This window comes from Actinomadura sp. NPDC023710 (assembly GCF_040639875.1).
Lineage (GTDB): Bacteria > Actinomycetota > Actinomycetes > Streptosporangiales > Streptosporangiaceae > Spirillospora > Spirillospora citrea.
In genome coordinates, this window is the sequence record NZ_JBFAGB010000001.1 from 169,317 (window position 1) to 182,579 (window position 13,263).

Below are 13,263 nucleotides of genomic sequence, written 5' to 3' on the forward strand. Positions count from 1 at the left end.
AGGCCCCTGGAACGGGCCGAAACGGCGAACGTTCCTCCAGATAGGGGGCTTCTCGCGGGGTATGTACCTCGTGATCTAGGGCAACCTTGTAGGTGAGAGGATGGCGGACAGCAGCCGAAGCCGGGGCAAAGGTTCTTTTTACGGCTGGTTGCGCCTACGATCCTCAGCGGACTGTTCCGGCACATCAGGAGAACGACGTGCGCTTGCGTCTCACGCCGCGTGAGGACAGCTTCTACGACATGTTCGCCGACTCGGCGAACAACCTGGTCACCGGCGCCAGGCTGCTCGTGGAACTCATCAGCGACGGCGCCGACCGGGCGGCGATCGCGGAGAAGATGCGCGCCTGCGAACATGCGGGCGACGAATGCACCCACGCGATCATGCGACGGTTGAACGAAACGTTCATCACGCCCTTCGACCGCGAGGACATCTACCGGCTGGCCTCCACGATCGACGACGTCATGGACGAGATGGAGGAGGCCGCGGACCTCGTCGTGCTCTACAAGATCGACGAGTTCCCGAAGGGCATCGTCCACATGGTCGAGGTCCTGGAGCGCGCCGCCGAGCTGACCGCCGAGGCCATGCCCCGCCTGCGGTCGATGAAGGAGCTCAACGAGTACTGGATCGAGATCAACCGCCTGGAGAACCAGGGTGACCAGGTCTACCGCAAGCTGCTGGCCCAGCTGTTCAGCGGCGAGTACGACACCCTGACCGTGCTGAAGCTGAAGCAGGTCATCGACCGGCTCGAGGACGCCGCCGACGCTTTCGAGCACGTGGCGAACACGGTCGAGACCATCGCGGTCAAGGAATCATGAGCGCTGCCGAGGACCCCGGCGCCACCCTCACCCGAGAGTCCCCGGCCACCGCCGAGACGCTGGGCGAGCAGGCGACCCGCCGGGTGTCCGGACGCGCCTGGCTGCTGCTGCTGGCCGGCGTGCTGGTCGTCATGATCGCGGGCGCGCTCGGGCTCCGCTCGGGCGCGCAGACGGCGGTGCTCATCCTCGTCGTCGTGGTGGCCCTGGTGTTCGACTACACCAACGGGTTCCACGACGCGGCCAACGCGATCGCCACGGCGGTCTCGACCCGGGCGCTCACCCCGCGGGTGGCGCTCGGCATGGCCGCCGCGATGAACATGATCGGGGCCCTGCTCGGCGTCGGCGTCGCCAAGACGATCAGCGAGGTCATCACGCCGCCGAGCGGCCTGCACGGCCTCACCGTCGTCGCGGCCGGCGTGCTGGGAGCGATCACCTGGAATCTGATCACCTGGTACTTCGGGCTGCCGTCGTCGTCCTCGCACGCGCTGATCGGCGGGGTCGTCGGCGCCGGGCTGGCCTCGATGTCGGAGGTCAACTGGACCAGCGTCGTCGACAAGGTCGCGGTGCCGATGGTGGTGTCGCCGGTGGTCGGGTTCTGCCTCGCCTACCTGGTCATGGTCGCGATCCTGTGGATCTTCAGGCGGTCCAACCCGAGCCGCGTCGGCCGCCGCTTCCGCATCGCGCAGACCATGTCCGCCGCGTCCCTCGCGCTCGGCCACGGGCTGCAGGACGCCCAGAAGACGATGGGCATCATCGTCCTCGCGCTGGTCACGACCGGGCACTCGGACGGCAGTTCCGTCCCCTGGTGGGTCATCATCGCGTGCGCGGGGGCGCTGTCGGCCGGGACCTACGCGGGCGGCTGGCGCATCATGCGCACGCTGGGCCGCAAGGTGATCGAGGTCGATCCGCCGAAGGGCTTCGCCGCCGAAGCGACCGCCTCCATCGTCCTGTACGCGACCGCGTTCATCTGGCACGCTCCAATTTCCACCACCCACACGATCACCTCGGCGATCATGGGGTCGGGCGCCACCAAGCGGCTCTCCGCGGTCCGCTGGGGCGTGGCCGGCAACATCCTCGTCGCGTGGGTGCTCACGATGCCCGCCGCGGCGGCGGTCGCGGCGGTCGTCTACTACGTCGTCCACTTCTTCGGCGCGTGATCTCGGGGGGCTCGCCCCCGATCGAGGCGCCGGGCCGACAGGCGCGTGGCCCGTGCGCCGGACGCCCCGAGGCGCCCCGGCACACGGGCCACGCCCGTGCTCACCGACCCGAGATCGTGCTCACCGACCCGAGATGCGGTTCAGCGCGGGCGGGGAGATCGTCCCCTGGGCCGTGAAGTAGGCCACGAACGCGTCCAGGTCGATGGGGCCGAGGACCTGGTCCTCGCCCTCGGTGAAGACGGAGAAGCCGTCACCGCCGCCGAGGAGGAAGTTGTTCGCCGCGACCTTGTAGGTGGCCGCCGGGTCGACCGGGGTCCCGTCGACGGTGATCGCCGAGACGCGGTCGCCGACCGCCCTGCCGCGGTCGATGGTGAAGCGCAGGTTCGCCGACGGCTGGAGGATCTTCTCGCCCGCGGCCGTCCACTGCTGCTCCAGGAGGGCGTCGATCTGCGCGCCCGTCAGCGACGTCACGCCCATCACGTTGCTGAACGGCTGCACGGCGAACGCCTCGCCGTAGGTGACGACCCCGTCGCCCTCCGAGCCGCTCGCCTTGTGGACGAGGTCGGTGCGGACGCCGCCCGGGTTCATCAGCGCGACCTGGGCGCCGAGGTCCTTGGTCCCGGCGAGCTGGCCGTCGGCGATGACGTCGCCGAGCGCGGTCTCGCCCGCGGCGGACGGGGCGCGGGTCAGATCCGCGGTGATCTTGCCGATGGGCTTGTCGGCGATCGTGGAGACCCGGTCCTTCCAGGTCTGCACGAAGGTCTGCGTCGCCGGGTCCGGCGGGACGTCCCGCGTCACGACGTGGTTGTCGGCGTTGACCGAGGACCGGACGATGTCGCCGGTCCGCCGGTTCACCTTGAGGTTCACCTCGGTGATGACGCGGCCGAAGGAGGAACCGGAGGAGAACAGCCGCGCGTTGCCCGCCGGGTCCTCGACCGAGCAGAGGTACTGCTGGTGGGTGTGGCCCGACAGCACCATGTCGATCTCGGGGTCGGCCTGCTGGGCGATGCGCGTCCCGGCGCCCGGCACGACGCCGCACTCGTCCGGCCGCTCGCCCGACTTGACCTGGTCGCCCTCGTGGACGAGCACGACCATCGCGTGGACGTGCCGGCGCTTCAGCTCGCGCGCGGCCCGGTTCGCGGCGTCCACCTCGTCCTGGAACTTCAGGTCCTTGATGCCCTCGGCCGTGACGATGCTCGGCGTGGTCTTGGTGACGAGGCCGATGAAGCCGATCCGGACGCCGTTGACGCGGCGGATCGTCCACGGCCTGATGGCGGGCCGGTCGTTCTTCTTCAGCAGGACGTTCGCACCGAGGTAGTCGAACTTCGCGCCGCGCCACCTGCCCGCGGGGGAGCAGCCGTCGACGGGGTGGCAGCCGCCGTTCTGGATGCGCAGCAGCTCCTGGTAGCCCTCGTCGAACTCGTGGTTGCCGACCGCCGACGCCGTGACGCCGGAGTCGCCGAGGAACTGCACGGACGGCTCGTCGTGGTAGGCGGCCGAGATCAGCGGCGAGGCGCCGATCAGGTCGCCCTGCGCGACGGTGAGGGTGTCGCGGTTGCGCAGCTGCTTGAGGTGGGCGGCGATGTAGGCGGCGCCGCCGGCGGGGACGGCGTTGCCGTTCTCGTCGATGGCCGTCCCCGAGCTGCCGGACGGGGGTTCGAGGTTGCCGTGGAAGTCGTTCAGCGCGAGGAGCCGCACGGACGCGGTCGGCGCGGGTCGCGCGGCGGCGGGTTGCGCGGCCACGCCCACGACCGTCAGCCCCGCCGCGGCGCAGGCCAGGAAGGTGCGTCGTCGAATCATGCTCAGGACGCTAGATTCGCCCGGCATACGGTCTCCGGCGGCCTGATGACGTTTCCATGACGAATTGATCAGGGAGGCGATGTTGATCAGGGATGATGCGGATCGGGGCGTTCGCCTGGCGGGTGCCGGCCTCGGCATAGGGTGTGGACCGTGAGTGAGCTGCGGGCGCGCGGGACGCTGGGGAACGCCGAGGTGGCCGGGGCGCTGGAGGTGGCCGGGGCCGCGACCGAGGCCGACGGGGTGGGGCCGCTGTCGGAGCACGCCCTGCTGGCCCTGCGGGGCGGCCGGTCCGGGCTCGCGGTGACCGACGGCGGGACCGTCGTGGCCTACGCCCACGTCGATCCGGCGTCCGGGGAGGAGCCCGCGGGCGAGCTGGTCGTCCATCCGGAGCACCGGCGCCGGGGCCACGGGCGGGCGCTGCTGCGCGCCCTGCGCGGTGAGGCCGGCGGTCCGCTGCGGGTGTGGGCGCACGGTGATCTTCCGGCCGCCGCCGCGCTCGCTTCCGCCGAGGGGATGGAGCGGGCCCGCGCGCTGTTCCAGCTGCGGCGCCCGGCGGCCGAGCCGCTGCCGGAGCCGCGCGCCGCCGAGGGCGTGACGATCCGCGCGTTCGAGTCGGGCCGGGACGAGGGCGCCTGGCTGGAGGTGAACGCCCGCGCGTTCGCCGACCACCCGGAGCAGGGCGCCTGGACGGTGGACGACGTCCGCGAGCGCGAGGCCGAGGACTGGTTCGACCCGGCCGGCTTCTTCCTCGCCGAGCGGGACGGGCGGCTCGCCGGCTTCCACTGGACGAAGGTGCACCCGGGCGGCGTCGGGGAGGTCTACGTCGTGGGCGTCGACCCGTCCGCGCAGGGCCTCGGACTCGGCCGCACGCTCACCCTGCGGGGCCTGCACCACCTGCGCGACATCGGCATGGACCAGATCATGCTGTACGTGGACGAGTCGAACGCCGCGGCCGTCCGCCTCTACGAGTCCCTGGGCTTCACCCGCCACGCCGTGGACGTCATGTACGCCACCACCACGTAAACGCCCACGACACCGACAGCACCCCCCTCACCCCACGCGAGCGCCTGACGCCGTGTGGGTCCGGCGCCGTGTGAGACCTGCCGATGAGGTTCTTCAGGGCCCCGTGAGTCGCCCGTCAGCTGGAGAAACCCGCGGTTACCCGGATGCCGGTAGCTCAACCCTGCTCAGGGTCGTCTCGACCGGGATTTTGGGCTGGTGAGCTGCGATGTTAACCCGGCGGCCACGGCAAATCGGGGCATTCTTCGCAACTGTGCTCGTCTGCGTTCATGCGCCGTTCACCTGGATCGGGGCGGCTGGTCACCTCGCCTCCCTAGCGTCGCATTTGACGGCGAACCCGTCGTCCGGTCGACATGGGCCGGGGCGGCTGGGGAGACCCGCCCGACGAAACTCAAGGAGACCCTCCGGTGAAGAACGGTTCCCGACTCGCTGCCCTGGGCGGTGTGGTCGTAGCGGGGGCGCTGGCCCTCTCCGCCTGCGGGAGCGACAACAACACGACGGCGAGTTCGAGCGCTGCGCCGTCCGGCGACATCGACTGCGCGAAGGCCAGCGTCAACGCTGCCGGGTCGAGCGCGCAGAAGAACGCGATGGAGGAGTGGACGAAGCTCTACTCGTCCAAGTGCGCGGGCGCCAACCTGAACTACAACCCGAGCGGCTCGGGTGCGGGCATCCAGGCGTTCACGAGCGGCCAGGTGGCGTTCGCCGGCTCCGACTCGTCCCTCAAGCCCGAAGAGGCCGCCGCCGCGCAGAAGCGCTGCCAGGGGAGCAACGCGCTGAACCTGCCGATGGTCGTCGGCCCGATCGCGGTCGTCTACAACGTGCAGGGCGTGGACGGCCTCAAGGTCTCGCCCGAGACGCTCGCGGGCATCTTCTCCGGCAAGATCAAGACCTGGAACGATCCGGCGATCTCCAAGGAGAACGACGGCGCCAAGCTGCCGTCCGGGCCGATCAAGCCGATCTACCGCTCGGACGAGTCCGGCACCACCGAGAACTTCACGAACTACCTGCACACCACCGCGCCGAAGTCCTGGACGTGGGAGAAGGCCAAGAAGTGGCCGAACGCCACCGGCCAGGGCGCGCCGAAGTCCGACGGCGTCACCAGCCAGGTGAAGAGCACCGCGGGCTCGATCTCCTACGTGGAGATGTCGTACGCGGAGAACAACAAGCTGCAGACCGCGCAGGTCAAGAACGGCGCGGGCGAGTTCGCCGAGCTGTCGCCCGACAGCGCGTCCAAGGCCGTCGCCGGGGCGCAGGTCGTCGGCACCGGCAACGACGTCGCGCTGAAGATCGACTACGCGACCAAGGAGCCGGGCGCCTACCCGATCGTCCTGGTCACCTACGAGATCGCGTGCGAGAAGGGGCTGCCCTCCGAGCAGAGCGGGTTCGTCAAGTCCTTCCTCACCTACACCTCCAGCGCGGACGGCCAGAAGATCCTGACCGCCAAGGGCTACGCGCCGCTCCCGCAGAGCGTGCTGACCAAGGTCCAGGCGTCCGTCAAGGCGCTGTCCTGACAGCAGAAGACGGGAACCGCAGCCCCGCCGCCGAGATCATCGGCGGCGGGGCCGACGCGGGTTCCGGCGACATGATCGAAGGAGGACGTCCCGTGACGAGCGAGACCGGTGTCGGCGCGGCCGCCGGCGTCGACCGCCGTGCCGCCGCGAAGCGGATGAGCACCGGACGGGCCGGAGACAAGATCTTCGTCTCGGCGGCCCGCGGCTCCGGCATCACCGTGCTGCTGATCATGGCCGCGATCGCGGTCTTCCTCGTGTGGAAGGCCGTTCCGGCGCTGCAGGACAACAAGGCGAACTTCCTGACCGCCGAGGAATGGAACCCGAACGCGACGCCGCCGCGGTTCGGCATCGCGCAGCTCGCGTTCGGGACGGTCGTGTCGTCGCTGCTGGCGATGCTCATCGCGACGCCGGTCGCGGTCGGCATCGCGCTGTTCATCTCCTTCTACTCGCCGCGGCGCCTCGCCTCCGGGCTCGGGTACGTCGTGGACCTGCTCGCGGCGGTGCCGAGCATCGTCTACGGGCTCTGGGGCCTGGTCTTCCTGTCCCAGCACATGGAGGGGATCAGCACGTTCCTGAACTCGGTCCTCGGCTGGATCCCGCTGTTCGGGGGCGACTCTCCCGGCAAGAACTCGATCTTCACCGCCTCCGTGGTGCTCGCGATCATGATCCTTCCGATCATCTCGTCGATCTCCCGCGAGGTGTTCCTGCAGGTGCCGCGGCCCAACGTGGAGGCCGCGCTCGCGCTCGGCGCCACCCGCTGGGAGATGATCCGGATGGCGGTGCTGCCCTACGGCCGCTCCGGCATGATCGGCGGCGCCATGCTCGGGCTCGGCCGCGCCATGGGCGAGACGATCGCGGTCGCGATGGTCCTGACCTTCGTCCCCGGGATCAACATCCACCTGCTGGAGAACGGCGGCGCCACGTTCGCCTCCAACATCGCCAACAGCTTCGCCGAGGCGTCCACCACCGGGCGCGGCGCCCTCATCGCCTCCGGCCTGGTGCTGTTCGTGATCACTCTGCTCGTGAACATGGCCGCCCGCGCGGTCGTCGCGCGCCGGAAGGAGTTCGTGTGACCGCCGTCTCCACCCGCAAGCCCGACCCCGGTGCCCGGCTGGCGCCGGTGTCCGCCGGGCGCAAGATCAAGGACCGGGCCGTCCAGAGCCTGGTCTACCTCGCGTTCGCGCTGGCGCTCGTCCCGCTGCTGTCGGTGCTGTGGACCGTGGTCGTGAACGGCGCCGGGCGCCTCGACCCGACGTTCTTCCAGTTCTCGATGAACGCCGTCAGCGGCAGCGACGCCGGCGGCGGCGCCTACCACGCGATCATCGGCACGCTGGAGCAGGTGCTGATCACCAGTCTGATCGCCGTGCCGATCGCCGTGCTCACCGCCGTCTACCTGGTGGAGTACGCCGGCAACGGGCGGCTCGGCAAGGTGATCAGCTTCACCGTGGACGTGATGACCGGCATCCCGTCCATCGTCGCGGGGCTGTTCGTGCTGGCGCTGTGGCTGCTGACGTTCGGCTTCGACTTCTCCGGGCTCGCGGGGTCCCTCGCCCTGACGATCCTGATGATCCCGACGGTGGTGCGGGCGACCGAGGAGATGCTCAAGCTCGTCCCGAACGACCTGCGCGAGGCGTCCTACGCGCTCGGGGTGCCGCGCTGGCGGACGGTCTGCTTCGTCATCCTCCCGACCGCGATGACCGGCATCGTCACCGGCGTCATGCTCGCCGTCGCCCGCGTGATGGGCGAGACGGCGCCGCTGCTGCTCACGATCTTCTTCACCAAGGCGATCAACAACGACCCGTTCAACGGCGCGCAGGCGTCGCTGCCCACCTTCATCTGGGAGCAGGCCGCCGATCCCAACCAGAACTCGATCGACCGGGCCTGGACGGGGGCGCTCGTGCTGATCGGGATCATCATGCTGCTCAACCTGGTCGCCCGGGTCGTCGCGCGGCGCAAGTCGCCCGCGGGGCGCTGATCCCCCCTTGGTCCGACAGCCGCATTCGCAGAGCCCGCTGATTTTGCAGGGCCGCTGATCCAGAGAAAGGAACCCTGACCCCATGGCCAAGCGGATCGAGGTATCCGGGCTGCACGCCTACTACGGCGGCGTCCACGCCATCGAGGACATCTCGATGACGGTCGAGCCGCGCTCGGTGACGGCGTTCATCGGACCGTCGGGCTGCGGCAAGTCCACGTTCCTGCGCACCCTCAACCGGATGCACGAGGTCATCCCGGGCGCCCGTGTCGAGGGCAAGGTCATGCTGGACGAGGAGGACCTGTACGACTCGTCCGTCGACCCGGTCGCGGTGCGGCGCGTCGTCGGGATGGTGTTCCAGCGGCCCAACCCGTTCCCCACCATGTCGATCTACGACAACGTGGCGGCCGGGCTGAAGCTGAACGGCGTCCGCCGCAAGGGCCGGCTGGACGAGGTCGTCGAGGAGTCGCTGCGCGGGGCCAACCTGTGGAACGAGGTCAAGGACCGGCTCGCCAAGCCCGGTGCCGGCCTGTCGGGCGGGCAGCAGCAGCGGCTCTGCATCGCGCGGGCCATCGCCGTCCAGCCCCAGGTGCTGCTGATGGACGAGCCGTGCTCGGCGCTCGACCCGATCTCCACCCTCGCGATCGAGGACCTGATCGAGAAGCTGAAGACGCAGTACACGATCGTGATCGTCACGCACAACATGCAGCAGGCGGCGCGGGTCAGCGACCGCACCGCGTTCTTCAACATCGCGGGGACGGGCAAGCCCGGCAAGCTCATCGAGATCGACGACACCAGCAAGATCTTCGCCAACCCGGAGCAGAAGGCCACCGAGGACTACATCACCGGCCGCTTCGGCTGAGCCTCGCCGCGGTCCGCCCCCGGAGCCGGTCTCCGGCTCCGGGCTGTTCGTCCGGGCGCGGCGGGGCGCTTCGCCGTTTCCAAGGCGTCCAGGGACGAGGCCGGGAATCTAGTCCGGCCGGGCGTGGGCGGGGCAGAGCGTCTTGATCCACGCCCGGCCGGTCTCGCTGCCCGGCTCGCCGCAGACCTCGCAGGTGCGGCGGGACTCGTCCCGGGCGGCCCGCAGGATCGCACTGACCCGAGTGCCGAGCTCGCGGGCGATGCCGAACTCGCCGGTGACGGGGTCGACGTATGCGCCCAGGTTGACGTCCAGCATGCCGTACTTCTCCTTGACCTGGGCCACCTGGTAGTTCGGCAGCACGGCGACGAGTTCGGCGTGGGTTCGCAGCAGGATGCCGCGCCACCCGGGTCCGACGAAGTCGAGGTATTCGGGTATCTGTCTGTCGGCCAGGTTCGTCATGGAAACCGATCCTGCCCGAAGTGCACCGCCGGGCGCCGTCATCGCCTGCTCCCGCTGTCGGCGCGGCGGAGCGCGGCCGTCCGCCAGAAGACGGGGATGAGGACGGCTCCGACGGCCACGTGGGTGAGGGCGAGCACCGCTTTGCTCCCGCCGGAGGCCTGCACGCTGATGATCGGCAGGAACGACACCGCGAGCAGGGTCAGGGCGGCGGCGGTCCAGAGCCGGGCCGCCAGCCGCGTCACCCGCTCCAGCGCGGCCAGCAGCGCCCAGCCGAGCAGTGACGGGGCCAGCGCGAAGACGCCGACGGCGGCCGCCCCCAGGTCCTGCGGCTCCTGTCCTTCCTGCTGGACGACCAGGTCGTGGCCCAGCAGCGGTTCCCCGACCGCCCAGATCGCCAGCGCGGCCGCGACCGCACCCGCCACGGCGAGTGCCCGCGCACGTCGTGGACTCCCGAGGCCGGCGCGCCCGCCCGTGCTCGCTCGCGTCATCGCCACGTCTCCTTCAGCTGCTCGATAGTTCAGATCCTGAAGTTTTGCCGTTCGCCGGGGAGCGTAGCATTTACTTCAGGACCTGAACAGTTCATCGGCTAAAGAGACGGCTATGCTGGCCGCATGAGTCCTGATGCCGGCAGCGGCACCGGAACCGGTGCCGACACGGATGCGGATGAGGTCGTAGCCGAGCTGAGCGGCCTGGTCTTCGAGGTCACCGGGCGGCTGCGCGCCCAGTTCAACGCCGCCGCGGCGGAACTCGGCCTTCCTCCGGCTCAGGCGCTCGTCCTGACCAACCTGTCCGGCCCCGCCCCGATGCGTCAGCTGGCCGACTGGCTGTCGTGCGAACCGTCGAACGTCACCGGCATCGTCGACGGCCTGGAACGCCGCGGCCTGGTGACCCGCAGACCCACCCCGGGCGACCGCCGCGTCAAGCTCGTGGTGCTCACCGAAGACGGCGAGGACAAGCGCCGCCAGTTGCGCTCCAGCACCAACGCGCTGGCCCGGACCGTCTTCGAACTCCCCGGCCCCGACCAGAAGCACCTCCGTGACCTGCTGGCACGCGTCTTGGCCGGCCCACCGGCAGGCGCAGACGCGGAATCCGGCTGAGACGCGAACCCGCAGCGCGGCTAGGGCGCGGTGGGGGTGGTGTTCTGGATCATTCGTTGGAGCACCTTCAGGGTGGTGACGTAGTCGGCGTCGTCTATGCCCTGGTGGATGCGGGCGCGGATCTCGGGCGCGTGCCGCTTGATAGCGGTGCGGGCCTCCTCGCCCGCTTCGGTGATCCACAGGCGTCCTTCGCCGTCGCGGGTCAGCCGGCCGTGCTCCAGGAGGATCTTCGCCTCCGCCTCGAGGTCGTCCTCCGGCCTCAGGTAGGACGTCATGGCCTGCCGGAGTTCGGGGACGGTCATGCCGTGGCCGTCGGGGGAGAGGTCGTGCTTCGACAGATTGCGGAGCAGCCAGAACTGGGGTTGGGTGAAGCCCAGTTCGGCCTGCCTGGCTCTGGTGAACGCGATGAGGGCTTCGTAGGCCACTCCGGTCCAGTAGGCGGCAGGCTGGGCGGCCAGTTCGGCGTCGGAGGGCTGTTCGGTCGTCATGTGCGGTGTCCCCCATCGGATGTTCGCTGATACGGGGACCGTAGGACCTGAAGTTAAGTCGAGGTCAAGGCGCCGAGGGCCGCCCCGTCGCCGAGGACGAGCGTCATCGTGGCGAGCGTGTTGCGGGAACCACTCCGGTTCCCCAAGCGTCGGACGGCCGGAAAACGTCCGACGAGAAGGAGCGCCGTGTTCGACCAAGTCTCCACCGACGTGCCGCCGCCCGACGAACTCTGGGCCCAGGGCGTGGTCAAAGCCATGATGGCCCCCTACCTCGACGACTGTTCCGGACAGGTCCAGGTGGACGACGGCAGCCTGCGCACCGAGGACATCGGGAACGGCTACTGGGCCCTGCGCTGGGTGGAAGGCGGCCGGGCGCTGCTGTACGGCTACGACAACGAGGTCTCCGACACGCACATTCAGGACCTGCCCGTCGACCTGCTCGCCGGAGGCCCGGCGTGGCTGCCCTGGGAGTGGCTTCGGGACCTTCTGGTGAACGAGGACTACTCCGTGGCCTTCCTTCGCTGGTGGGACGGCTCCTGGGACGGTCCACCGCTTCCCGAGCACGTGGACGACGGGCTGTCCATCATCCTGGCCGACGGGGCCGAGCGCATGGACGAGCTCATCGACGGGGAAGGCTCCCCGTCGGCGCTGGCCTACCAGGACCTGATGCGCGCGGTGACCGCCGGGAAAGTCGAGCGTCCCGCCGTCCAGGCGCTGCTGGCGGCACTGGGCGTGCGGGAGGCCGACCCGCGCGAGGCGCTCGATGTGGCCGCCCGGGCGGGTGTCACCCGGGAAGACGGGCTGGTGGAACTGCCCGCCGGCCACGGCGAACCGTCCGATCGCTGGGTCCCGGTGTTCTACCACGACCACCTGCCCACGGTGACGGCCATGGCGAAGCGCGAGGGCATCGAGATCGCCGAGCTTCCCGGCTCCGAGCCGCCCACCCTGAAGGCGCCGCCCCGCTTCTGCTTCAACAGCACGCACGAGCCCTCCGGGGCCTGATCACCCCCGTCGTCAGGGGCGGGTGCTGGTTCTGCGGATGAGGGACCACGCCGGTGTCCGGGGGGCAGGCCGACCCAGAGCGATCAGGGCGCAGGAAGCGCCTTGGTCGCGCAGGGACTGGGCGACCGTGGTCAGCCCCAGTCGTGCCGCCACCGCCGCGTCGTCCCAGCCGGTTATCGCCACGTCGTCGGGGACGGTGCGGCTGGCGGCGCGGGCCGCGCGGACGACTCCGGACGCCTGCTGGTCGCTCATCGCGGCGATCGCGTCGGGTGGTTCCGCGGAGGCCAGGAGAGTCGCCGCGACCCGCTCCGCCTCGGCGGCGTCGTTGCGCGCGCATACCGCGATGGTCACGTCCTGCCAGGGGATGCCGGCGGCCTCGGCCGCTTGCCGGTAGCCCTCCAGGCGTTCGCGCGTCACGGGGAAGGTGACGCCGGGGAGCGCCGCGCCGTTGGTGATCGCGGCTCTCCGGTCCCGGGAGAGCGGGAAGCTCACCAGGGCGGGGCGCTCGGCGCCTGCCCAAGCAACGGCGCCGATCGCGCGGGCGGCCGCGCGGTTGTCGATGCTCACCAGGCCCATGCCGCCGACGGCCGGGCCCCCGTGGACCGCCGCGGGGCGTCGCGTCGCCCGGACGGCCGCCAGGACGGGATCGTCGTCGGACGTGGTCCACACGATGAAGCCGTCGACGGCGGCGTCGGCGATCCGGGCGACGTCGTCGGCGGCGCCCGTGATGGGGACGATGGTCATGCCGCAGCCGTGATCGGTGCAGACGTCGGCGACGCCCGCCAGGAAGGACACCGCCTCCGGGTCCTCGAAGGCGTAGCTCAGATGCTCGCCCAACACCACGCCGAGCGTGCGGGTGCTGCCTCGGCGCAGGGACCGGGCGCTCGGGTCGGGGCCGGCGTAGCCCAGTTCGTCCGCTGCGGCGAGCACCTTCGATCTGGCCTGGTCCGAGACGCGGTTCGGGCGGTTGTAGGTGTAGGAGGCGGTCATGACCGATACGCCTGCCCGCTCCGCCACCTGGGCCAGGGTCACGCGCTTCGCGCCTCCGGACGCTTCCATGGCCTCATGCTAGCTGTGTAT

General features: G+C 70.4%; 14 protein-coding genes. 9 read left to right on the plus strand and 5 right to left on the minus strand.

The window, feature by feature from the left end; genetic code table 11:
• Positions 1-197 precede the first annotated feature (197 nt).
• Together AB0H37_RS00790 and AB0H37_RS00795 are read left to right on the plus strand one after the other, a co-directional pair.
• Entirely contained in the window at positions 198-815 is a 618-nt protein-coding gene (locus AB0H37_RS00790) for a DUF47 family protein (protein ID WP_132199943.1), read from the plus strand.
• 131 nt (positions 816-946) lie between these two features.
• The gene (locus tag AB0H37_RS00795) at positions 947-1,972 is read left to right on the plus strand and encodes an inorganic phosphate transporter (RefSeq protein ID WP_329098414.1); all 1,026 of its coding nucleotides are present in this window, start codon (positions 947-949) and stop codon (positions 1,970-1,972) included.
• Positions 1,973-2,092: 120 nt separating this feature from the next.
• Here AB0H37_RS00795 and AB0H37_RS00800 read toward each other — a convergent pair whose 3' ends face one another.
• On the minus strand, positions 2,093-3,772 hold the full coding sequence (locus tag AB0H37_RS00800; protein WP_360610402.1) for a bifunctional metallophosphatase/5'-nucleotidase: 1,680 nt from the start codon (positions 3,770-3,772) through the stop codon (positions 2,093-2,095).
• Positions 3,773-3,931: 159 nt separating this feature from the next.
• Here AB0H37_RS00800 and mshD point away from each other — a divergent pair, with 159 nt between their 5' ends.
• From mshD to pstB, 5 genes are all read left to right on the plus strand, one after another.
• The gene (gene mshD / locus AB0H37_RS00805) at positions 3,932-4,795 is read left to right on the plus strand and encodes a mycothiol synthase (protein WP_360610732.1); all 864 of its coding nucleotides are present in this window, start codon (positions 3,932-3,934) and stop codon (positions 4,793-4,795) included.
• 404 nt (positions 4,796-5,199) lie between these two features.
• On the plus strand, positions 5,200-6,303 hold the full coding sequence (gene pstS / locus AB0H37_RS00810; RefSeq protein WP_329095789.1) for a phosphate ABC transporter substrate-binding protein PstS: 1,104 nt from the start codon (positions 5,200-5,202) through the stop codon (positions 6,301-6,303).
• 92 nt (positions 6,304-6,395) lie between these two features.
• Positions 6,396-7,376, plus strand: a complete 981-nt coding sequence (gene pstC / locus AB0H37_RS00815; RefSeq protein ID WP_229810225.1) for a phosphate ABC transporter permease subunit PstC — start codon at positions 6,396-6,398, stop codon at positions 7,374-7,376.
• Positions 7,373-8,278, plus strand: coding sequence for a phosphate ABC transporter permease PstA (pstA, locus tag AB0H37_RS00820; protein ID WP_329095787.1), 906 nt, complete (start codon positions 7,373-7,375; stop codon positions 8,276-8,278). Before pstC ends, pstA begins: the two co-directional genes overlap by 4 nt.
• Positions 8,279-8,360: 82 nt before the next feature.
• Positions 8,361-9,137: a phosphate ABC transporter ATP-binding protein PstB gene (gene pstB / locus AB0H37_RS00825; protein WP_179832263.1), complete on the plus strand. Its 777-nt coding sequence runs from the start codon at positions 8,361-8,363 to the stop codon at positions 9,135-9,137.
• A 108-nt stretch (positions 9,138-9,245) separates the two neighbouring features.
• Here pstB and AB0H37_RS00830 read toward each other — a convergent pair whose 3' ends face one another.
• A complete protein-coding gene (locus AB0H37_RS00830) occupies positions 9,246-9,596 on the minus strand; it encodes a hypothetical protein (RefSeq protein ID WP_329095783.1) in 351 nt (116 codons plus the stop codon).
• Positions 9,597-9,634: 38 nt separating this feature from the next.
• Positions 9,635-10,084 carry a DUF6069 family protein gene (locus tag AB0H37_RS00835; protein WP_360610405.1) on the minus strand — a complete coding sequence of 150 codons (450 nt, stop codon included), beginning with the start codon at positions 10,082-10,084 and terminating at the stop codon, positions 9,635-9,637.
• A gap of 123 nt (positions 10,085-10,207) precedes the next feature.
• Here AB0H37_RS00835 and AB0H37_RS00840 point away from each other — a divergent pair, with 123 nt between their 5' ends.
• Positions 10,208-10,693 carry a MarR family winged helix-turn-helix transcriptional regulator gene (locus tag AB0H37_RS00840; RefSeq protein ID WP_329095779.1) on the plus strand — a complete coding sequence of 162 codons (486 nt, stop codon included), beginning with the start codon at positions 10,208-10,210 and terminating at the stop codon, positions 10,691-10,693.
• A 20-nt stretch (positions 10,694-10,713) separates the two neighbouring features.
• Here the strand turns inward: AB0H37_RS00840 and AB0H37_RS00845 are convergent, their stop codons facing one another.
• A complete protein-coding gene (locus AB0H37_RS00845; protein ID WP_360610407.1) occupies positions 10,714-11,181 on the minus strand; it encodes a MarR family winged helix-turn-helix transcriptional regulator in 468 nt (155 codons plus the stop codon).
• A gap of 186 nt (positions 11,182-11,367) precedes the next feature.
• Between AB0H37_RS00845 and AB0H37_RS00850 the strand changes: the two genes are divergently transcribed.
• The gene (locus AB0H37_RS00850) at positions 11,368-12,183 is read left to right on the plus strand and encodes a hypothetical protein (RefSeq protein ID WP_360610409.1); all 816 of its coding nucleotides are present in this window, start codon (positions 11,368-11,370) and stop codon (positions 12,181-12,183) included.
• Between the two features lie 12 nt (positions 12,184-12,195).
• On the opposite strand, the gene AB0H37_RS00855 is transcribed toward AB0H37_RS00850, so the two are convergent.
• The gene (locus AB0H37_RS00855) at positions 12,196-13,242 is read right to left on the minus strand and encodes a LacI family DNA-binding transcriptional regulator (RefSeq protein WP_360610411.1); all 1,047 of its coding nucleotides are present in this window, start codon (positions 13,240-13,242) and stop codon (positions 12,196-12,198) included.
• Between the last annotated feature and the right edge of the window lie 21 nt (positions 13,243-13,263).